Consider the following 18,581-nt stretch of genomic DNA (forward strand, 5'->3'; position numbering starts at 1 on the left):
TTATCTTGTCGCTGATAATGGCATTTAAATATTTTACCCCAAGACGACGTTGATAATCTTTTTGGGTACGATAATTAATTTTTTTATCTCTTTTCCGTCTGCCCATTTGGCAAATTCCGGAGTGGCTTTTACGGCAGCCTCTATCTCCGGATGGCTGGCAGATAAGGGCATGGATAATTTGAATCTTACTTTTCCGTTAAAAGATACGGGATATTCGAATTCGTTTTCCACTAAATACTTCTCTTCCCATTGCGGGAATCTTTCCTCGGTTACGCTGTCCGTATGCCCCAGTAAGTGCCATAACTCTTCAGCTATATGCGGGGCGTAGGGAGCGATAGTAATAACCAGGGGTTCCAGAATCTCTCTTTTATTGCATTTTAGGGCTGTCAACTCGTTCACGCATATCATAAAAGCCGGGATAGAAGTATTGAATGAAAAATTCTCCACGTCGAACTCGATCTTTTTAATGGTTTTGTGTAAAATTTTTAATTCTTCGGGAGAAGGTTTGTCCTCACTGACCTGAAATGCCTCTCCGTTTTGGAACAGACGCCAGAATTTACGCAAGAATTTGTATACCCCGTCGATTCCTTGGGTATCCCAAGGTTTACTGGCTTCAAGCGGTCCGAGGAACATTTCGTACAAACGCAATGTATCAGCACCGTATTCTTCGATTATGGTGTCAGGATTTACCACGTTGAACATGGATTTCGACATCTTTTCGATGGCCCAGCCGCAGACATATTTCCCGTTCTCGAGAATAAATTCGGCACTGGCATACTCCGGCATCCATCGTTTGAAAGCTTCGATATCCAAAATGTCGTTTTTCACGATATTGACATCCACGTGGATTTCAGTCGTTTCATACCGGTCTTTCAGTCCGACAGAGACGAACGTATTTGTTCCCTGAATGCGATACACGAAATTGGAACGTCCTTGTATCATTCCCTGATTGATCAGTTTCTTAAAGGGTTCCGGCTCGCATACCACTCCCAAATCGTATAGGAACATATTCCAGAAACGGGAATAGATGAGGTGTCCGGTAGCATGTTCGGAACCTCCCAAGTACAGGTCTACGTTACGCCAATACTTGTCCGCCTCTTCGCTTACTAAAGCCTGATCGTTGCGGGGATCCATATAGCGAAGGTAATAAGCCGATGATCCAGCAAATCCGGGCATCGTGTTCAGTTCCAACGGATATCCCTCCTCGGTTTTCCAATTCCGAGCTCGTCCGAGAGGAGGCTCTCCCGTTTCCGTCGGGAGGTATTTGTCTATTTCCGGTAATTCCAAGGGCAGTTTAGATTCGTCCAGCATATAAGGCATACCTTCTTTGTAATATACCGGGAACGGTTCTCCCCAATAACGTTGGCGACTGAAAATGGCATCTCTCAAACGGTAGTTTATTTTGCTTTTGCCGATACCCCGTTTTTCAATCTCTTCGGCAATGTAACGGATGGCGTCTTTAACTTCCATCCCGTTGATAATACCGCTATTGATCATTTTTCCGGCTTTGGCATCGTATGAACCTTCGCTCATGTCGTGGCCTTCTCCATCGTCGACTACTGGAATAACAGGCAGATTAAAATGTTTTGCAAAGGCATAGTCCCGGCTATCGTGGCCCGGAACAGCCATAATCGCTCCAGTTCCATAGCCGGATAAAACGTATTCGCTGATCCAAACAGGAATGGCATTGTTCGTGAACGGATTGATGGCGTAGGAGCCCGTGAAAACTCCCGTTACTTTTTTGATTTCCGTCTGGCGTTCCCGTTCCGTCCTTTTGGCAACATAATCCAGATACTCTTTAACGGCCTGAGCCTGTTCGGGAGTCGTAAGTTGTTGGACGTAATCCGATTCCGGAGCCAGCACCATAAAGCTGACGCCGAATATCGTATCGGGACGGGTGGTGAAAATCTCTAATTTTATATCGGAATCTTTCACGTCGAACCGCACGTCCGCACCCTGTGAACGTCCGATCCAGTTACGTTGTATGTCTTTTAAAGAATCGGACCATGCGATCGTGTCCAATCCGTCCAATAATCTTTGTGCGTAAGCGGATACCCTTAAAGACCATTGTCTCATTTTTTTCTGTACGACAGGGTAACCTCCCCGGAGGGATAGACCTTCTTTAACTTCGTCGTTTGCCAAAACCGTTCCGAGTTGAGGACACCAGTTGACCATCGTATCCGCGAGATAGGCAAGGCGGTAATTCAACAAAATCTCCTGTTGTTCTCTTTCCGGTTTCCTTTTCCACTCTTCTGCCGAAAAGTGTAAATCCTCGCTGCATGCCACGTTCAGTCCTTCCGTCCCGGAGGTCTCGAATGCTTTCACCAATTCACCGATCGGCATGGCTTTTTGTTCGTCATAGCAATAAAAGCTATTGAACATCTGAATGAAGGTCCATTGAGTCCATTTATAATATCCTGGATCACAGGTACGTATTTCCCGGTCCCAATCATAAGAAAAACCGATTTTATCCATTTGTTCCCGGTAACGGTTGATGTTTTTTTCCGTTGTGATTGCCGGGTGCTGTCCTGTTTGGATAGCGTATTGTTCCGCCGGAAGTCCGTAAGCATCATATCCCATAGGATGCAGGACATTGAATCCTTTCAAGTGTTTGTAACGGGAAAAGATATCGGATGCAATATAACCAAGAGGATGTCCCACATGCAAACCTGCCCCGGAAGGGTAAGGAAACATATCCAACACGTAGTATTTGGGCTTGGAGTGATCCACTTCGACCCGATATGTCTTATGCTCTCGCCAATAGTTTTGCCACTTTTTTTCTACCTCTTTAAAATTATATTCCATATCTGTATGAATGATTTAAGATTTACGATTTTTGATTAGCAGGCAAAGATATAAAACTTACAAGAATAAATTTTCAATTTTCAACTTTCAATTTTTAATTATTTCGTAGTTTTGTCCAAATACAAATTTATTTCAAATGACGTCGGGTGTGGTATTGACAATTCTCTTGTCCTATTTCGTTTTGTTGATCATTGTCGGTTTTTTTACGACTCGTAAACTGAATAGCGAATCTTTTTTTACGGCAAACCGGAATTCTCCCTGGTACTTGGTCGCTTTCGGTATGGTCGGAACCTCTTTATCCGGTGTCACGTTTATTTCCATTCCGGGAGAGGTGGGTAGTAGCGATTGGACTTATTTGACCTTAGTGATGGGTAATTGTGTGGGGTATATCATTATCGGCATCGTGCTTTTACCTCTGTTTTATCGGTTAAACCTGATCTCTATTTATTCCTGGCTGGGAGATCGTTTCGGGGAGAAAGCCCGGTTGACGGGATCTTTTTTCTTTATCGTGTCCCAGCTTTTGGGGTCTTCCTTTCGTTTGTTCCTTGTGGTTGGGGTATTGCAGTTGGCACTTTTTAACGCGATGGGAATTCCCTTTTGGGTGACGGTATTCATTACGGTCGGATTGGTATGGATATACACGGTGCGTGGGGGGATAAAGACGATTGTCTGGACGGATACGTTACAGACTGTTTTTATGCTGGTGTCCGTGGTGTTGACCATTTGTGTCATTAACCGGGCGTTGGACTTTAGCTTTTTGACTGCTATTGAAAAAGTGAAGGAGAGTTCTTTTTCCCGGGTTTTCGACTGGGATTGGAGGTCGGGCCATAATGTCTGGAAACAGTTCTTGGCAGGAGTCGCCATTACCGTATCAATTAACGGGTTGGATCAGAATATGATGCAAAAGAGTTTGACGTGCAAAACATTAAGGGACTGTAAGATAAATATGTTTTCTTTTTCCTTTTTGTTTTTGGTCACGAATCTTCTTTTTCTCTTTTTGGGAGCTTTGCTTTACTTGTACGCGGGAGCTAACGGAATCGACCTTCCCGAAAAATCGGATGATCTTTTCCCGTTTTTGTCCTTGAATTATTTCGGGGCTGTTGCCTCTTTGTTTTTTTTGCTGGGAATCACGGCTGCTGCCTACTCCTCTGTCGATTCTTCATTAACGGCGCTGACCACTTCTTTTTGTATCGATTTTTTAAAACTGACACCTCGGGATGTAACTCAACGGCGTAAACGGATGATGGTACACGTGTTTTTTTCCTTGCTGATGTGTTTGGTCGTGATCCTTTTCAGGGAGTTGAATAACAGCAGCGTGGTTTCGGCGGTATTGAAAGCCGTGGGATATACTTACGGTCCTATACTGGGACTTTTTACATTCGGATTAACAACGAAATATGCTGTAAAAGAGACCTATTTGCCCTGGGTATGCCTGCTCTCTCCGCTGCTCTCTTTTGGAATCAATTGTTATTCGGAACAGCTTCTTTTCGGGTATCGTTTCGGGTTTGAAATACTTTTGCTTAACGGTTTGTTGTGCTTTGGCGGGTTGTGGCTGATTCGAAAGAGAAGATCCGGAGTCTATAGTTCGATGCCTGTAAATATTCGTAAGGCGTAACCGATTCCAAAGCTGACGGCAGCTATTCCAAGACTGATGATTGCCATTTCTGCAAATCGATGTCCAAATCTTTCGGAGCGAACAATAGAGTAATAATAATTGAAAATGGCAATGATTGATAGGGCGCTGAGCAAACAGATGCCTAATGCCCAGTAGACATTCTGCATAAGTACGAAAGGAAGGATCAACGCAATGACTGTAATGAGGTAAGCGATGCCGGTATAAACGGAAGCTTTAACTGCGTTTTTCCCGTCGTTGTCGGCCCGGGTAGAGAGATACTCCGAGGCAGCCATGGAGAGAGCTGCGGCAATACCCGTGATCCCTCCGGTGAGGGCGACTAATTTGGGATGTTGTAAGGCAAAGGTGTAACCGGCTAATGCTCCCGTGAATTCCACCAGGGCGTCATTTAAACCTAAAACAACGGCACTCATGTAATTTAATCCCTCCTCATCGATTAAGGAAATCAGTTTGTTTTCATGTTCTTCTTCCTCTTTTGCCATAACTTGTAATTCTTCGGTCTCTTCCCATTGGCGATAAGTAAGTCGGGTGCGGATTTCTCCTTTTTCCATTAACTTGATACCGAAAATTAAACCAAACAGGCGAGCAATGGTAACGTACCAGAAAATTCGCCAACGATTGGGTCCGGGAGTTTTTCCGGTGAACTTTTGGAGGGTGTGGTAATGCCTTAACTCCTCTCGAGAAAGGCCTTCCAGTACATGCCGGTTATGTTCTTTCTTCTGTATTTTTGCTAAACGCCGGTAGATGATATTTTCAGTCGCTTCATTGACCTGAAAGGCGATTAATTGTTTTATTTCTTTCGTAGTCATGCCGGATAACTTTATATGTTCAATTGGGAAAGCAGGATGTTTAGTTTAAAAATGAAGGTAATGATCCGGTTCTTTTTTGAATCGCAATGGTCTTGTGCGGCACAAGAATTTTTTGATTCTGTGATTAAGATCAATCGCTTAATCACAGAATCCGAGGCTTAATCGTCGATCTAAAATAAATTTACAATTTGTAGCTTGTTTAGTTGTATGGTGGAACTTCGATGAGTAGGATTTTGGTATATTCGTTTGCTTTGATTTCAAAACTTTCTGTATCGTATATACCTAATCCGTCCCGTTTTTCCAGCTCTTTTCCGGCGACCGTGGCTTTCCCTTCGATGAGGAAGGCGTAAACGCCTAAACTGTTGGGCGATTTTAATTTATAGCCCTGTAATGTGTTTTTTTCCAACTCTCCGATAGAGAACCAGGCTTGTTGGTATATCCATAATCCTTTGCCGTCTCCGGGATAAGGAGAAACGATTTCCGTAATCTCGTTTTTCTTGAGTAAATCGGCAATAACGGCATTTTCATATCTTGGAGATACATTCATACGATCGGGTATAACCCATATTTGTAAAAATTCAGCAGGGGTATTATTGTTTTTATTGTATTCGCTATGGCGGATACCGGTTCCGGCACTCATCGCTTGTATCTCCCCTTCCTTTATAACGGAGGCGTGTCCTAAACTGTCTTTGTGTTCTAAGGCTCCTTTCAAAGGAATGGAGACAACTTCCATATTCTGGTGTGGATGTAGACCGAAACCGGTCCCTCCCGCGATTTTATCGTCATTCAATACCCGCAGAGCTCCGAAATTAATTCTTTCCGGATCGTAGTAATCTGCAAAACTGAATGTATGATGAGTTTTCAACCAACCATGGTCGAAAAAACCTCTTGTTGCTGCTTTGTGTAATATTGTTTTCATAATTTATAATTATTATTGTTTATACGGAAAAAGAAGAATATAAGTTTTATGAACCTTTGTTTCGTGAAAATATATATTTAATTTTGCTCGGAATATACCGATTCTTGTTTCTAAACTCTGTATCATGAACTGGATGAAACGATTGGGATTTTGTTTTTTGATATTGCTGTTGATGATTACGGGAATTATTCTTGCGTGTAATTGGATCATCGAAAAGTCGGCGGAAGGTCGGGTATACGGGAATGTCATAGAGATTCCGGCGAATCGAGTGGGGTTGTTATTGGGGACTTCCCCGAAACTTAAGGGAGGAAAGGCAAACCGGTATTTTGATTATCGTATCGAAGCGGCCGTTTTTTTGTATCGTAGCGGGAAGATCGAACGTATTTTGGTAAGCGGAGACAATAGGCAACGGAATTACAATGAACCGGTAGAGATGCGGAAAGCCTTGTTGGCAAAAGGAGTTCCGGACAGTGTCATCGTGATGGATTTTGCGGGGATACGTACGTTGGACTCCGTCGTAAGGGCTAAAAAAGTATTCGGACAAGATCGTTTTACAATTATTTCCCAACGTTTTCATAACGAGCGGGCTCTGTATATAGCCAAATATAACGGTATAGAGGCTGTCGGGTTTAACGCTACGGACGTGGATGCCTATAGCGGATTAAAAACCAATACGCGTGAACTTTTAGCCCGGGTAAAAGTGTTTGTCGACCTTTTGTTCGGTAAAGGACCCCGCCATTTGGGAGAACCTATAACGATTTCCTGATACTTCAAAATTAATATAATCATATTAGATTCTATATTGATCCACGATATATTAATATTTTAATTAATGTAACATCATTGCATATATTGTAATAATATTATACTATATTTGCATTGTGGGTATTGTTAAATAATATAAAAGCCGTTTTTATAGGAAAGGAGAAAAATGCAAACGGTAGGATTTCATTATTAACTTATAAAATTAACAAGTTATGAAAATATTAAAAGAGTGATTCTTATTTGCTTATATAGTATCTTATTTTGTATTTTATCTTGTTCGGACAATATTAATGAAATAAAGCCACAAGATAATAAGGCTCAAAACGAAGTACAATTAAAAAACGGAATGTTGATTATTTCTAACTATAAAGTTTTAGAGGCAATTATAAATGGAAAGCAATCAATTAACTACGATCCATTTATTATGACGTTTAGATCTCAGCGTGATGTCATGGATGAAATTATTGAAGCGGAAAGTGGTCAAATTGATTATTTAAGAACTCTTAATGAGGTAGATTTGGAAAAAGCTATTAAGCATAGTAAGCTTTATTATAAGTATTTAAAAGAAGATTTTATCAAAGAAGTATTTTATAATGACGGCTCAACCTCTTATGATCTTAATTTAGCTACTCCTTACTACGCTAAAGTTTTGAATGAAAAATGGTATTTTGCTGTTGGAGATACGATCTATCAAGTAACTCCTAAATATTTGAAAATATGGATTGGTGGTGACATAAATAGATATACCGAGTTGAATAATTATACGAGTTCAGACGAATCTCGCAGAATTTTTGTTACAGATTATAGTCAAAAAGATACGTCTATTGAAGAGCCATTAGCTCGTACTACTTATCCGATAACTTTTTATAATATAACTAAAGGTGTTTATGGGATTAGTCCTTATAATGAGAGGGTTGTTGTGATCTTTTATGATAAAACAAATCTTTTAATAGCTCAACATGGATATACAAGAGAAACATATTGTCGTGCAATAGGGCAAGAACCAATACCAGGAACAAATTCATATAGTTTTAAGGTAATAAATTATAGTTATAATTTTATGTTTGGTACTCAAACAGCAGGAGTTAATGATTCTTTTCAACAAAGGGGAGATGCATTGGGCTATGATGATTATTATACGGTTTATTTACCCTATAAAATGGTTGTTGCCGGTAAAACAATATTGGAATCAACAGATGAATTTCCTTATTTATCTTGGTTTGAGTGTATTATATATAGAATAACACGAGTAGACGAATCTTCTACTTTTCAACTTCGAGTTGCATTTAGAGGAGAACGACAAACACCAACAAGTGGACCGTTTTTTTACACGTTTGTTAACGGAAGTTCGGTTCCTCCTGTGGATGGTGGGATATTGGAAGAGCTTATTCCATGATATTTTAATATGATGAAAATCTATTCTTTTTTCATATTTATCGGTATTTTGTTGTTCGCTCAAATTTCTTGTAATAAAGATAATGATGCGGGTGTGGTGCCTAAAGGAGTATGGCAACAGAAATTTATGGATCCCCAGTTTCCAATTTGTTTTAAAGAAGGGGTCTCTTTTACAGTTAAGGATACGCTTTATGTTGGATTCGGAATGGCTAATTGGGATAAAACGACAAGTCCTTATTTTTTGCGCTATACTCTTAACGGCGAGGAAGAGGAATGGAGATTAGTCGCTGTTTTTCCTGGAAAGCCGCGGAAAGGAGCAGTTGCTTTTGTCCTTGGATCAAAAGCTTATGTAGGGTTGGGCTATGCGGAAAATGAAAAAAAGGAAGAGGTTTATTATGATGATTTTTGGGTATTCGACATAAAGACAGAACGTTGGGAACCGGAGCCTTTGGTGTTTAAATTTCCTGGGATCGCTCGTAGAGGTGCTGTGGCATTTACTTTAGACGGAAAGGGATATGTAGGTACCGGAGATAACGGGAAAAATATTTTTTTTGATGTGTATACGTTTGAATCAGGCGTGGGGTGGAAACCATTTGAGTCTTTAAAAACTCCTATGACTGGAGCTGTAGCTTTTGTTGCGGATGGGAATGCCTATATTTGTACAGGAGGAAGGGCTGGAGAATGGGCTCCTTGGCTGTTTCGAGGTATATATAAATTTTCTTCTGGTGCGAAAAAGTGGTCCTTTATGAGTCCTTTAGAGGGGGAAGCGGCGGAAGTTTCCCGGAAATATGCTTCGGCTTTTGTATTAAACGTGAAAGGTAAAGATTATGCCTACCTCGTGTCGGGTGTCGATGTGTTTGGAAAAGAACTTTTTTCTTGTTGGGGATATGATCCAAGAAAGGATACTTGGCAAAAGATAACGGATTTGCCAGAATCTATTGCAAATGGAATTGGAGTTTCTCTTGGAGGGAGAGGATATATATTAGGAGAAGTAATCTATATTTTTAATCCACAATAGGAAATAAGGCATTGTAAAATAACGAGACAGCCCGGTTTCTACCGGGCTGTCTCTATTTTTGTTCCGGACAGCTTACATGATAAAACTGTCGCTGATGGATTTATGTTCGTAAATGTTACGGATCGTGTCGGCAAACATCGGGGCAATCGGTAAAACCTTGATTTTGGAGCAGGGTTGTTTCTGCGGAATGGAATCCGTGAAGATGATCTCCGTCAATTTGGATTTTTCAATATTTTCGTATGCTTTACCGGAAAGTACGGCGTGGGTTGCGACAGCGCGTACGCTGGCAGCACCTTTGTCAACCAACATGTCGGCGGCCTTACAAATAGTACCTGCCGTATCGATCATGTCGTCGACCACGATAATATTTTTACCTTCCACGTCTCCTATCACCTTCATATCGGCCACTTCGTTGGCTCTGATTCGGGTTTTGTGGCAGATGATCAGCCCCGAATCAAAATGTTTTGCCCAGGAGTTGGCTCTTTTGGCTCCCCCGATATCAGGAGAAGCAATGGATAGATCTTTCAGTCCCAATGATTTGATATATGGAACCAAAACAGTGGAACCGTAGAGGTGATCTACCGGAATGTCGAAAAAACCTTGAATCTGATCCGCATGGAGATCCATCGTGATGATTCGATCTACACCGGCTGCCTGAAGCATGTTGGCAACCAATTTAGCTCCGATCGCCACGCGCGGTTTGTCTTTCCGGTCTTGGCGGGCAAAACCGAAGTAAGGAATTACCGCGATAACCTTATAAGCTGATGCTCTCTTGGCCGCATCGATCATTAAAAGTAACTCCATGAGATTATCACTTGGCGGGAAGGTAGATTGAACAAGATAGACATGCTCTCCTCTCACCGTTTCATCGAAAGAAGTGACGAATTCTCCGTCACTGAATTTCGTAAAACTCTTTTTACCAAGTTCAAGCCCTAAAGAATGAGCGATGCTATCGGCGAGATAGGTACTCTGTTCTCCGGCGAAAACTTTGATTTCGGGAAAATTTGGCATAGATTTTAATTCTTAGTTGAAACACTTGGCAAAAGTATGAAATTAATCGAAAACTAAGTATTGATTTTGGAAATTATTCATTCCTTTCTTTTCATTTGTTTTTGTTATATTTACCACCGTAAAGTCGTAAATCAATCAATTATTAATATAATATGTAAATTAAATGGAAGCTGTCAAAAATTACATCGAGGAAAACAAAGAGCGCTTTTTAAATGAACTTTTTGAATTGATTCGTATCCCGTCGATCTCTTCGTTGGCGGAACACAAACCGGATATGTACCGTTGTGCCGAACAATGGACAAAACTGATGCTGGCAGCCGGGGCTGACCGGGCGGAAGTTTATGAAACCGAAGGAAATCCGGTAGCGTACGGCGAAAAGATCATAGATCCCTCTCTTCCTACTGTATTGGTGTACGGACATATGGACGTGATGCCGGTAGATCCTGTGGATTTATGGCATACGAAACCTTTTGAACCGGTGATTAAGGACGGGAAGATTTGGGCTCGCGGATCGGATGACGATAAAGGACAATCCTTTATGCACGCCAAAGCGTTCGAATATATGGTGAAGACCGGAAAGTTGAAATGTAACGTGAAGTTTATGATCGAAGGGGAGGAGGAGATCGGTTCCCCGAGTTTACCTAAATTTTGCCGGGATCATAAGGATATGTTGAAAGCCGATGTTATTTTGGTTTCCGATACCAGTATGATTGCCCGGGATATCCCTTCTATCACGACCGGGTTGCGGGGATTGGCTTATTGGCAGGTGGAAGTTACCGGACCGAATGCCGATTTGCATTCCGGAATTTTCGGCGGAGCCGTGGCCAATCCGATTAACGTGCTTTGTAAGATGATAGCCGATATGCAGGATGAGAAAGGGCATATTACGATTCCGGGATTCTATGACGACGTGTTGGAGGTGAGTGCCGAGGAGAGGGCCAAGATGGCTAAAGCTCCGTTCGACCTCGAAAAATATAAAGAGTCGTTAGGGATCAAGGAGGTGAAAGGCGAAGAGGGATTCACGACCAACGAACGCACGGGAATTCGTCCGACTTTCGACGTGTGCGGAATCTGGGGCGGTTACACGGGAGAGGGAGCCAAAACGGTTTTGCCTTCCAAAGCTTATGCTAAAATCAGTTGTCGTTTGGTTCCCAATCAAAAGCACGAGAAGATTGCCGAACTTTTCAAAGAGTATTTCGAATCGATCGCTCCGGATTATGTGACCGTGAAGGTGGAATATTTGCATGGAGGACCTTCTTACGTATGTCCGATCGACCTTCCGGCTTATAAGGCTGCCGAAAAAGCCTATGAACAGGTATACGGTAAAATGCCGGTTCCGGTACGTTCGGGCGGTAGTATTCCGATCATTGCTACTTTTGAAGAGGTATTGGGCATCAAGTCCGTTTTAATGGGATTCGGATTGGGTTCTGATGCGATTCACTCTCCGAATGAAAACTATCCTTTGGAGCAGTTCTTCAACGGTATCACCACGATTCCTTTGTTCTACGACTATTTTGTAGAGATTATGAAAAAATAATTTCTCGAATTTATATAAAAACGGGGTAAAGCCAATTTTTGCTTTATCCCGTTTTTATTTGAATAGTAATCAAAAATGCACATATTGTTGTCGTGTTTATATGTATCGTGGTGATTTCCCTATGGCGTGAATAGTCAAACTCCGTACTCTTTCGATCGATGGCGACAGGAGTTTTAATGATTGTTTTGAATATCCATGGTTTGGAATACGCGGAAATGGGTTTTACGGGAGTGGCTTTCGACGGTTATCGGCTGGATAAGGGGAGCTGCTTTGTCGGAGGAGAAGCGGAGATCGATCCGGTTTTCTCCCGAAGAGAGAGAGATACGGGCGTAATATACGGAGTAGGGAAGAGTTTGCCAGTTCCGGGTGTCTGCTTTCTCCGTGATCGCATTGGCTAATCCGACGGCGAAGCCTAACCACTCGTTTTGTTTCCGTGCCGCATACTCGATTCCTTTTTTGGTCGCTACCCGCAACAGGGAGTTGGAGAGTTCCCGCACCATACGATCGTGTAAAGTTTTAAAAGCGATTTCATTGATGTCTTCTGCTAACTCAAAGGGGTAAACTTGTCCCGACAGGGTAATCGAACCTTTGGAGTAGAGCGGATTGCGCTTCATGTATTTGGGAAATACGACCCGCAAAACTTGAAGGTCGGCTAAAGATTGTTTTTCGTTGTCGTTCAGGTTGCCGATAAAAAAGGGAAATGCAAGTCCGAGTTCCTGGTTGTAAAAGACAATAGCTCCGTCGCCTCGTTTTTGCTTGGCAAAATTAAGACTCCATTCGGATTTTACCGGACCGAATCCGTTTAACCAGAAAAAGACCAACTCTCCGTGAGTAGGGTCCGCCGAAGGCGCGTAGGTTATACCGAATACCTTCTCGTATTTCCGCAGTTCGTCCGTAAAGCCGCATTTGTAAGCTGTCCGGAGCAGATCCTTTTTCAACTGTTCGGGAGGATATACCCCGAAATTTTTCACGTAATCGGTTTGATATACTTCATAAGCATTCCGGTAAGCGATAAAGGCATTGTTGATATCTCCCGCGGCATCGTAAATCAGTCCCATCAACAGGTGGGCAAAAGCATCTTGTTGGTAGCGATTTTTATTGTCCGGATATTTGTCGTTTAATTGATTGAGTTTGATATTGATTTTCCGGACTTCCACCAAAGCTCCCTCCATGTCATTCATCTCGAGGTAATTCAACGCTTTGTAATAGTTGATCATGATTACTTCGAAATCTTCGGGATGATAAGGCCTGGCTTCCGGATTGGTGACTAAAACGGCCGCTTCGTTCAATAGATTTTTAGTTTGTTCGTCGGTAAGGATCTCTGCGGTTTCGAAAGCTTGATTGCTGGCTTCGTGGTTTCCCAGCATAAATTCCGTATAGCCTTTGTTCAGGTAATAGAGTATGCGGTTTTTACCGTTGGCTTGCTTTTTGTCTTTTGCCAACAGTTTGTTCGCTTTTTCAAAATTACCGCTTGTAACGGCAGATTGAAATTCTGCTGTCCGCTGGTACCAGGTCGCACAACCTGCGGGTAGCAAAAAGAGGGAGATACACGTATAAAAGCCAAGTTGGCGTAACACGTACCCCAACTTTCGCTTTTTAATCTCTTTCGCGTATTCTGCTGTCTTTTGCATGAATAAACCCTAACGAGTATAATTTCAGTCTTTAAAGTACCCGGTCTTTGATCTGCTTCTTTATTTTCTTATCACCCATCCAAACCACTTCATTGGTTTCGATATTGGTCAGTTGCAGGTCTATTTGATACATCACTACCTTTTGTTTTTTATAGGAATCAACGATGCTGTTGATGGTTCCCTGAAGAATAAAGTCGGCTCCTAATTCGCGACCCCATTTTTTGATGGTCTCGGGAGCTGAATAATCTTGTTGTTCGGCCCGTTCTTTCCGGAGTTCGTTTCGTTTCTCTCCGGCAACCACAAGACGGATGTTCCCGTCCCGGATAACGGCTTTTTCAATGTCTTTGATAAATGTTTCGGAATTGATGTGTTCGTGACTCTTGTTTTCGATCAATCCGACAACAATAACAGGGCGTTTTCCCGTATCTTTCGTGTATTTGGCAGGCCAGGGGGCGGTAAGTAGATCGGCAACCATTTCTTCCGATACTAACCGGGAATCCGTGTCATTCCATCTTCCGCTTAAATCGATGGTTTCGTTTGAATTTACACGGGTAATGTTTCTGCTTCCGCATCCGCTTAAGAAAGCAAACGTTATTAAAAGAAATGTTCCGATAATTAGTTTTTTCATATTTTCTCTTTTTAGGTTATACATGTTGGGAGAACCTCTCGGTTTTAGTAATATGGGATAATTACGTGAAAACCGATCATTTGGTTGACTCTTTGAGAATTTTATTACAAAAATTTGACCAAAAATAGAATTTGTTCGGGCGTATCGGTGTTAATTTAAGTTAACATTTAAAGGACGAGCGATCATAATGCCCGTATGAGAAGGAATCTGACTTAAATAGTGGGAGAGGGGAATATCGGAAAGGATTACTTTCCGGGAGGTAAGAGAGGCGTGTAAAAGATAGATATTTCCGTCCTTTTCAACGGCGATTCCCACGTGTGAAGTATCAAGTCCTTTTTTATTCGTCGTGATCAGTATAATATCTCCGTTTTGAATTTGTCCGGCTTTTTCATTTACTTGATTTGTAGGGATATAAAAATAGTTTCTTGCATTGATGTTTTTTTCGATTCGTGAAATTTCGGGGAGTAAGACGGTGTCTTTCGTCAATGCCGGATATTTCCGGTAATTCAGGGAGATAAAGCCGACTTTGTTCGGAAACGGAATCCCCCCGTTCGATTTCGTTACGTCCGAGACGAGTCCGATCCGTTGCATTTCGTAAAGCCAGTCCGTAGAGTAGTGCAAACGGGAAGTGTAGTTCAATATCTTACGGTCTCTGTACCTGATCTTTTGCAGATTGGATAAGAATTCCTTACAAGCTTCTGCATCGTATTGTTTTAACAGGGCGAGGGCCATGACGTTGTCTACGAAGGTGACGCAGTCCAACTGCCGCAGATTCACCACCAATTGCTCTTTTTCTTTTCCTTCGAGAGTGCCTCCCCGGTAAGGGGTATTCAAAAAAAATTCACCTGTTTTTACGATTCGTTCCTGAAATGAGAGACGCGAGAGTTGATGTTTTCCCGCGTATTCAAAGAAACGATCCAGTACGGCCTGATCCTCCGGTTGCAACGGATTACATGGCTGACAGCAAAAGAAAAAAATGATACAAAAAAGTATGTTCATATATTTTACGATTAAAGAATTAAGCGATTCGGCGATTGTAGAAGTTTCAATCACAGAATCCCTTAATCACAACATCATGGAATCGAGTTAGATTCCCGCGGCGGAAAATTGTTCTAAAAACCGGATATCGTTTTCAAAGAAAAGACGCAGGTCTTTGATACCGTACTTTAACATGGAGATACGTTCGATACCCATTCCTAAAGCGAATCCGGTATATTTGTCTTTGTCTATCCCGTTTAATTCCAATACATTGGGATCAACCATCCCGCAGCCTAATATTTCTAACCATCCTGTTCCTTTACACACGTTACATCCTTTTCCGTGACATAGGGTACAAGATACATCCATCTCGGCAGAGGGTTCCGTGAAAGGGAAGTAGGAGGGCCTCAGACGGATTTGGGTCTCCGGTCCGAACAACTCCTTTGCGAAATAGGTTAGAGTCTGTTTCAGATCGGCAAACGATACGTTTTCATCGATATAAAGGGCCTCAATCTGGTGAAAGATGCAGTGAGCCCGCGCAGAGATCGCTTCGTTACGGAACACGCGACCCGGCGTCACCAAACGAATCGGTAATTCATGGGTTTCCATGTCCCGTACTTGAACGGACGAGGTATGGGTATGCAATACCAAATCCGGATTCTTCTGGATGAAAAAGGTATCTTGCATATCGCGGGCCGGATGTTCTTCCGGGAAGTTCAGGGCTGAAAAATTGTGCCAATCGTCTTCGATCTCCGGTCCTTCGGATATGGTAAAACCTAATTTATTAAAGATAGACAGAATCTCGTTTTTTACGATAGAGAGCGGATGGCGGGTTCCTAATTTAAGAGGATCTCCCGGCATGGTCAGATCGATGTCGCTTTTGCCCTCCTGAACGTTGGAGAGCGTCTCCTTCAACTCGTTCACCTTGGCTATGGCGGTCGTTTTTAGCTCATTCAAAGCCTGTCCTATCTCTTTCTTTTGCTCTACAGGTACATTTTTGAAGTCATCAAAAAGAGCGGCAATCGTTCCCTTCTTGCTTAAATGTTTAATCCTGAATTGTTCCACTTCTTCAAGGTGGCTTGCTCTAAAACTGCCGATTTCGGCGCAGAGTTGTTTAATCTTGTCTAACATCTTCTCTAATTTTGAAATCCTTGGAGGACAAAGTTAAAAAAAAAGAGTTTTCTATTTTCCACTATCGCGGGTTATTTTTATGAGGAATCTCCGCTTTTAACGTGTTTGCGTTTTATCCTCGTCGTTTTCACCGAGTTGCCGGATGATCCTGCAAGGATTACCTGCGGCGACGACATTTGCCGGAATATTTTTAGTGACGATACTGCCTGATCCGATGATGCTGTTGTCCCCGATCGTAATACCCGGATTGATAATCGTTCCTCCTCCGATCCATACGTTATTACCGATCGTGATGGGATAAGCGTATTCCAGACCTTTGCTTCTTTCGGTTGCTTCTAACGGGTGTCCGGCTGTAAAAAGGGATACGTTGGGGCCCAAAAGGACATGATCTCCTATTTTTACCTCGGCACAATCCAAAATAGTACAGTTATAATTGGCATAAAAGTTTTCTCCGATGGTAATGTTGTAGCCGTAGTCGCACCGGAAGGGAGGTTCTATGTAATATTGCGTTCCGGTCTTTCCTAATAATCGCTTCAGGATAACGCTCCGTTTTTCCAGTTCGCGGGGAGGCGTAGTATTGAATTCGAGCAAAAGTTCTCTCGCGTGTAATCGTTCGGCCGTCAACTCTTTCCCGGAGGCGATATACATCTTTCCGGTCAGCATTTTTTCTTTTTCTGTCATGGTTCGTGTTCTTAAAATAATCTCCAAAGATGTCTTTTTAAATCGACACATCCGTTCGATTTGAAGGTGATATTTTCCGATAGAAGCAATTCCCTTTGTTCCGTCCATCCCGGAACTGTGCGCCCTTGGCTGTTTACAACCCGGTGACAGGGTAAATTTAAGTAGGCAGGGGCATGAGACATTGCCCGTCCTACCAGCCTGGAATATTGCGGTTGTCCGGCCAGGCGGGCAATCTGTCCGTAAGTACTTACAAAGCCAGGAGGTATCTCTTTTACGATTTGATATACATCCGAATAAAACTCTTCTTTTGTTCCGGTCTTTTTCACGGGTATAAATTCAAAACAAGGAACAAATTTATTCGAATGGGGGGAGAATTCCAAATGCTCTATTGTCGAGGGGTACAATCAGAACATGTTTTTGATTCGGGATAATAATTTGTCTTTTTGTCTTTTAACCGCGGGATAAAGCAAACAACCGGCAACAGCACCCAATACGTCTGCCAGCAGATCGCCCCACTCTCCTCCGCGTTGGAAATAAGTCATCTGTAAAATCTCGATCAGTCCGCCGTAGATAAAGCTGAATATCACGGTTATCCAAAAGATAGTATGGGTACGTATTCTGGTTTGATAATGCAGTTCACTGCATAAAAAAATGGCCATGATAAAAAACATACCGAAATGTACGACCTTGTCTAAATGCGGGATGTTTAAATGCGGATCGGGAACCGACTCGGAGGGCATGGCACATAGAATAAATATGACGAGAGCCCAAATGATATTTCTAAATAGCAGGGTTTGTTTACGTGGTATCATTACTCGATGATTTTTACTCGGATGATTTTTACATCTGTAAGCGGACGGTCTTGCTTGTCCGTCTTTAAGGCGGCAATACGATCGATGACATCCAAGCCTTCGATAACCTCTCCGAATACCGTATACTCTTTATCCAAATGATGTACACCGCCCAAGGTCGTGTATGCCTCGATCTTATCTTCCGGCATGTGGATTTTGTCGGTATTCAGATTCCACTCGAAAGCAATGTCCGTTTTTATTTTTTCAGCGATTTCCCGAAATTCCGCCACTTTTTTCTGTGCGCGCAACGTGTCTAAAATAGCTTTTTTTTCTTTCGTGAAATATTTCTGTTGGATGGCTTTTTTAATCGGAACGTTCACGGCATTTTCTATTTTCTTTAACTCCTCGGGAGTATATTTTTTCCCTTGTACGATATAAAATTGGGAGATATCCGATTCTTTGAAGAAATTGACCCGGTCCGGTTGACGGGGTGCTGCTAAAGCCCCTTTTTTATGGTAATGGTTCGGTTTTATCTCCGCATCGATAATAACTCCTTTCCCGAATCCGATAACTTGTCCGGGAACGGCGTTCCTGCTGTCGGAAGAACCTCCTTGAATGATAAAGTTTTTGATCGTTCTGTAAAAAAGGGTCCCGTCATAATGCCCGGCTTTAGCCAGTCTGATAAAATGATCCCGGTGAATGGGCGTGTCGTTGTATAATTTGGCTTTCATAGTCCCCATATTGGTTTCGATCAGGACAAGAGTCTCTTTTGTTTGTCCTAAACCACGGACGGAAGCTGTGATGAATAGGAAACAGAGCGAACCGATAAAGAAATAAGGTCTCATGGAA

Annotated in this window: 17 protein-coding genes; 5 read left to right on the plus strand and 12 right to left on the minus strand. The window is 42.3% G+C overall.

The annotated features are described in order from the left end of the window. Window positions 1-33: 33 nt before the first annotated feature. Window positions 34-2,805, minus strand: a complete 2,772-nt coding sequence (gene leuS / locus BN3283_RS12920; protein ID WP_041503245.1) for a leucine--tRNA ligase — start codon at window positions 2,803-2,805, stop codon at window positions 34-36. A 148-nt stretch (window positions 2,806-2,953) separates the two neighbouring features. Here leuS and BN3283_RS12925 point away from each other — a divergent pair, with 148 nt between their 5' ends. Further along, complete coding sequence (locus BN3283_RS12925; protein ID WP_286137672.1) at window positions 2,954-4,420, plus strand: sodium:solute symporter; 1,467 nt, start codon at window positions 2,954-2,956, stop codon at window positions 4,418-4,420. Here BN3283_RS12925 and BN3283_RS12930 read toward each other — a convergent pair. Then, window positions 4,384-5,247: a VIT1/CCC1 transporter family protein gene (locus tag BN3283_RS12930; protein WP_041503247.1), complete on the minus strand. Its 864-nt coding sequence runs from the start codon at window positions 5,245-5,247 to the stop codon at window positions 4,384-4,386. The genes BN3283_RS12925 and BN3283_RS12930 overlap by 37 nt on opposite strands. Before the next feature lie 199 nt (window positions 5,248-5,446). Continuing rightward, entirely contained in the window at window positions 5,447-6,166 is a 720-nt protein-coding gene (locus BN3283_RS12935; RefSeq protein ID WP_059026862.1) for a pirin family protein, read from the minus strand. A 124-nt stretch (window positions 6,167-6,290) separates the two neighbouring features. Here BN3283_RS12935 and BN3283_RS12940 point away from each other — a divergent pair, with 124 nt between their 5' ends. From BN3283_RS12940 to BN3283_RS12950, 3 genes are all read left to right on the plus strand, one after another. After that, the gene (locus tag BN3283_RS12940) at window positions 6,291-6,932 is read left to right on the plus strand and encodes a SanA/YdcF family protein (RefSeq protein ID WP_394341850.1); all 642 of its coding nucleotides are present in this window, start codon (window positions 6,291-6,293) and stop codon (window positions 6,930-6,932) included. A gap of 228 nt (window positions 6,933-7,160) precedes the next feature. After that, window positions 7,161-8,327, plus strand: coding sequence for a hypothetical protein (locus BN3283_RS12945; RefSeq protein WP_059026863.1), 1,167 nt, complete (start codon window positions 7,161-7,163; stop codon window positions 8,325-8,327). Between the two features lie 9 nt (window positions 8,328-8,336). Beyond that, window positions 8,337-9,344 (plus strand): Kelch repeat-containing protein, encoded by a 1,008-nt coding sequence (locus BN3283_RS12950; RefSeq protein WP_147625609.1) that lies wholly within the window; start codon window positions 8,337-8,339, stop codon window positions 9,342-9,344. Window positions 9,345-9,416: 72 nt separating this feature from the next. Here the strand turns inward: BN3283_RS12950 and BN3283_RS12955 are convergent, their stop codons facing one another. Then, window positions 9,417-10,355: a ribose-phosphate pyrophosphokinase gene (locus tag BN3283_RS12955; RefSeq protein ID WP_041503250.1), complete on the minus strand. Its 939-nt coding sequence runs from the start codon at window positions 10,353-10,355 to the stop codon at window positions 9,417-9,419. Window positions 10,356-10,518: 163 nt separating this feature from the next. Between BN3283_RS12955 and BN3283_RS12960 the strand changes: the two genes are divergently transcribed. Next, on the plus strand, window positions 10,519-11,892 hold the full coding sequence (locus BN3283_RS12960; protein ID WP_059026865.1) for a dipeptidase: 1,374 nt from the start codon (window positions 10,519-10,521) through the stop codon (window positions 11,890-11,892). A gap of 173 nt (window positions 11,893-12,065) precedes the next feature. Here BN3283_RS12960 and BN3283_RS12965 read toward each other — a convergent pair whose 3' ends face one another. The 8 genes from BN3283_RS12965 to BN3283_RS13000 form a co-directional block, all read right to left on the minus strand. Next, on the minus strand, window positions 12,066-13,523 hold the full coding sequence (locus BN3283_RS12965) for a COG3014 family protein (RefSeq protein WP_286137673.1): 1,458 nt from the start codon (window positions 13,521-13,523) through the stop codon (window positions 12,066-12,068). A gap of 31 nt (window positions 13,524-13,554) precedes the next feature. Continuing rightward, window positions 13,555-14,151, minus strand: a complete 597-nt coding sequence (locus tag BN3283_RS12970) for a penicillin-binding protein activator LpoB (RefSeq protein ID WP_041503258.1) — start codon at window positions 14,149-14,151, stop codon at window positions 13,555-13,557. Between the two features lie 150 nt (window positions 14,152-14,301). Continuing rightward, window positions 14,302-15,150 (minus strand): N-acetylmuramoyl-L-alanine amidase-like domain-containing protein, encoded by an 849-nt coding sequence (locus BN3283_RS12975; RefSeq protein WP_059026866.1) that lies wholly within the window; start codon window positions 15,148-15,150, stop codon window positions 14,302-14,304. An 87-nt stretch (window positions 15,151-15,237) separates the two neighbouring features. After that, complete coding sequence (gene pheS, locus BN3283_RS12980) at window positions 15,238-16,260, minus strand: phenylalanine--tRNA ligase subunit alpha (RefSeq protein ID WP_059026867.1); 1,023 nt, start codon at window positions 16,258-16,260, stop codon at window positions 15,238-15,240. A 96-nt stretch (window positions 16,261-16,356) separates the two neighbouring features. Continuing rightward, window positions 16,357-16,941 carry a sugar O-acetyltransferase gene (locus BN3283_RS12985; protein WP_059026868.1) on the minus strand — a complete coding sequence of 195 codons (585 nt, stop codon included), beginning with the start codon at window positions 16,939-16,941 and terminating at the stop codon, window positions 16,357-16,359. Between the two features lie 11 nt (window positions 16,942-16,952). After that, the gene (locus tag BN3283_RS12990) at window positions 16,953-17,267 is read right to left on the minus strand and encodes an MGMT family protein (RefSeq protein ID WP_059027267.1); all 315 of its coding nucleotides are present in this window, start codon (window positions 17,265-17,267) and stop codon (window positions 16,953-16,955) included. Between the two features lie 78 nt (window positions 17,268-17,345). After that, on the minus strand, window positions 17,346-17,753 hold the full coding sequence (locus BN3283_RS12995; protein ID WP_059026870.1) for a VanZ family protein: 408 nt from the start codon (window positions 17,751-17,753) through the stop codon (window positions 17,346-17,348). Continuing rightward, window positions 17,753-18,577: a peptidylprolyl isomerase gene (locus BN3283_RS13000; protein ID WP_059026872.1), complete on the minus strand. Its 825-nt coding sequence runs from the start codon at window positions 18,575-18,577 to the stop codon at window positions 17,753-17,755. Before BN3283_RS13000 ends, BN3283_RS12995 begins: the two co-directional genes overlap by 1 nt. Between the last annotated feature and the right edge of the window lie 4 nt (window positions 18,578-18,581).

It is taken from the genome of Gabonibacter massiliensis (assembly GCA_001487125.1).
GTDB classification, from domain to species: domain Bacteria; phylum Bacteroidota; class Bacteroidia; order Bacteroidales; family Marinifilaceae; genus Gabonibacter; species Gabonibacter massiliensis.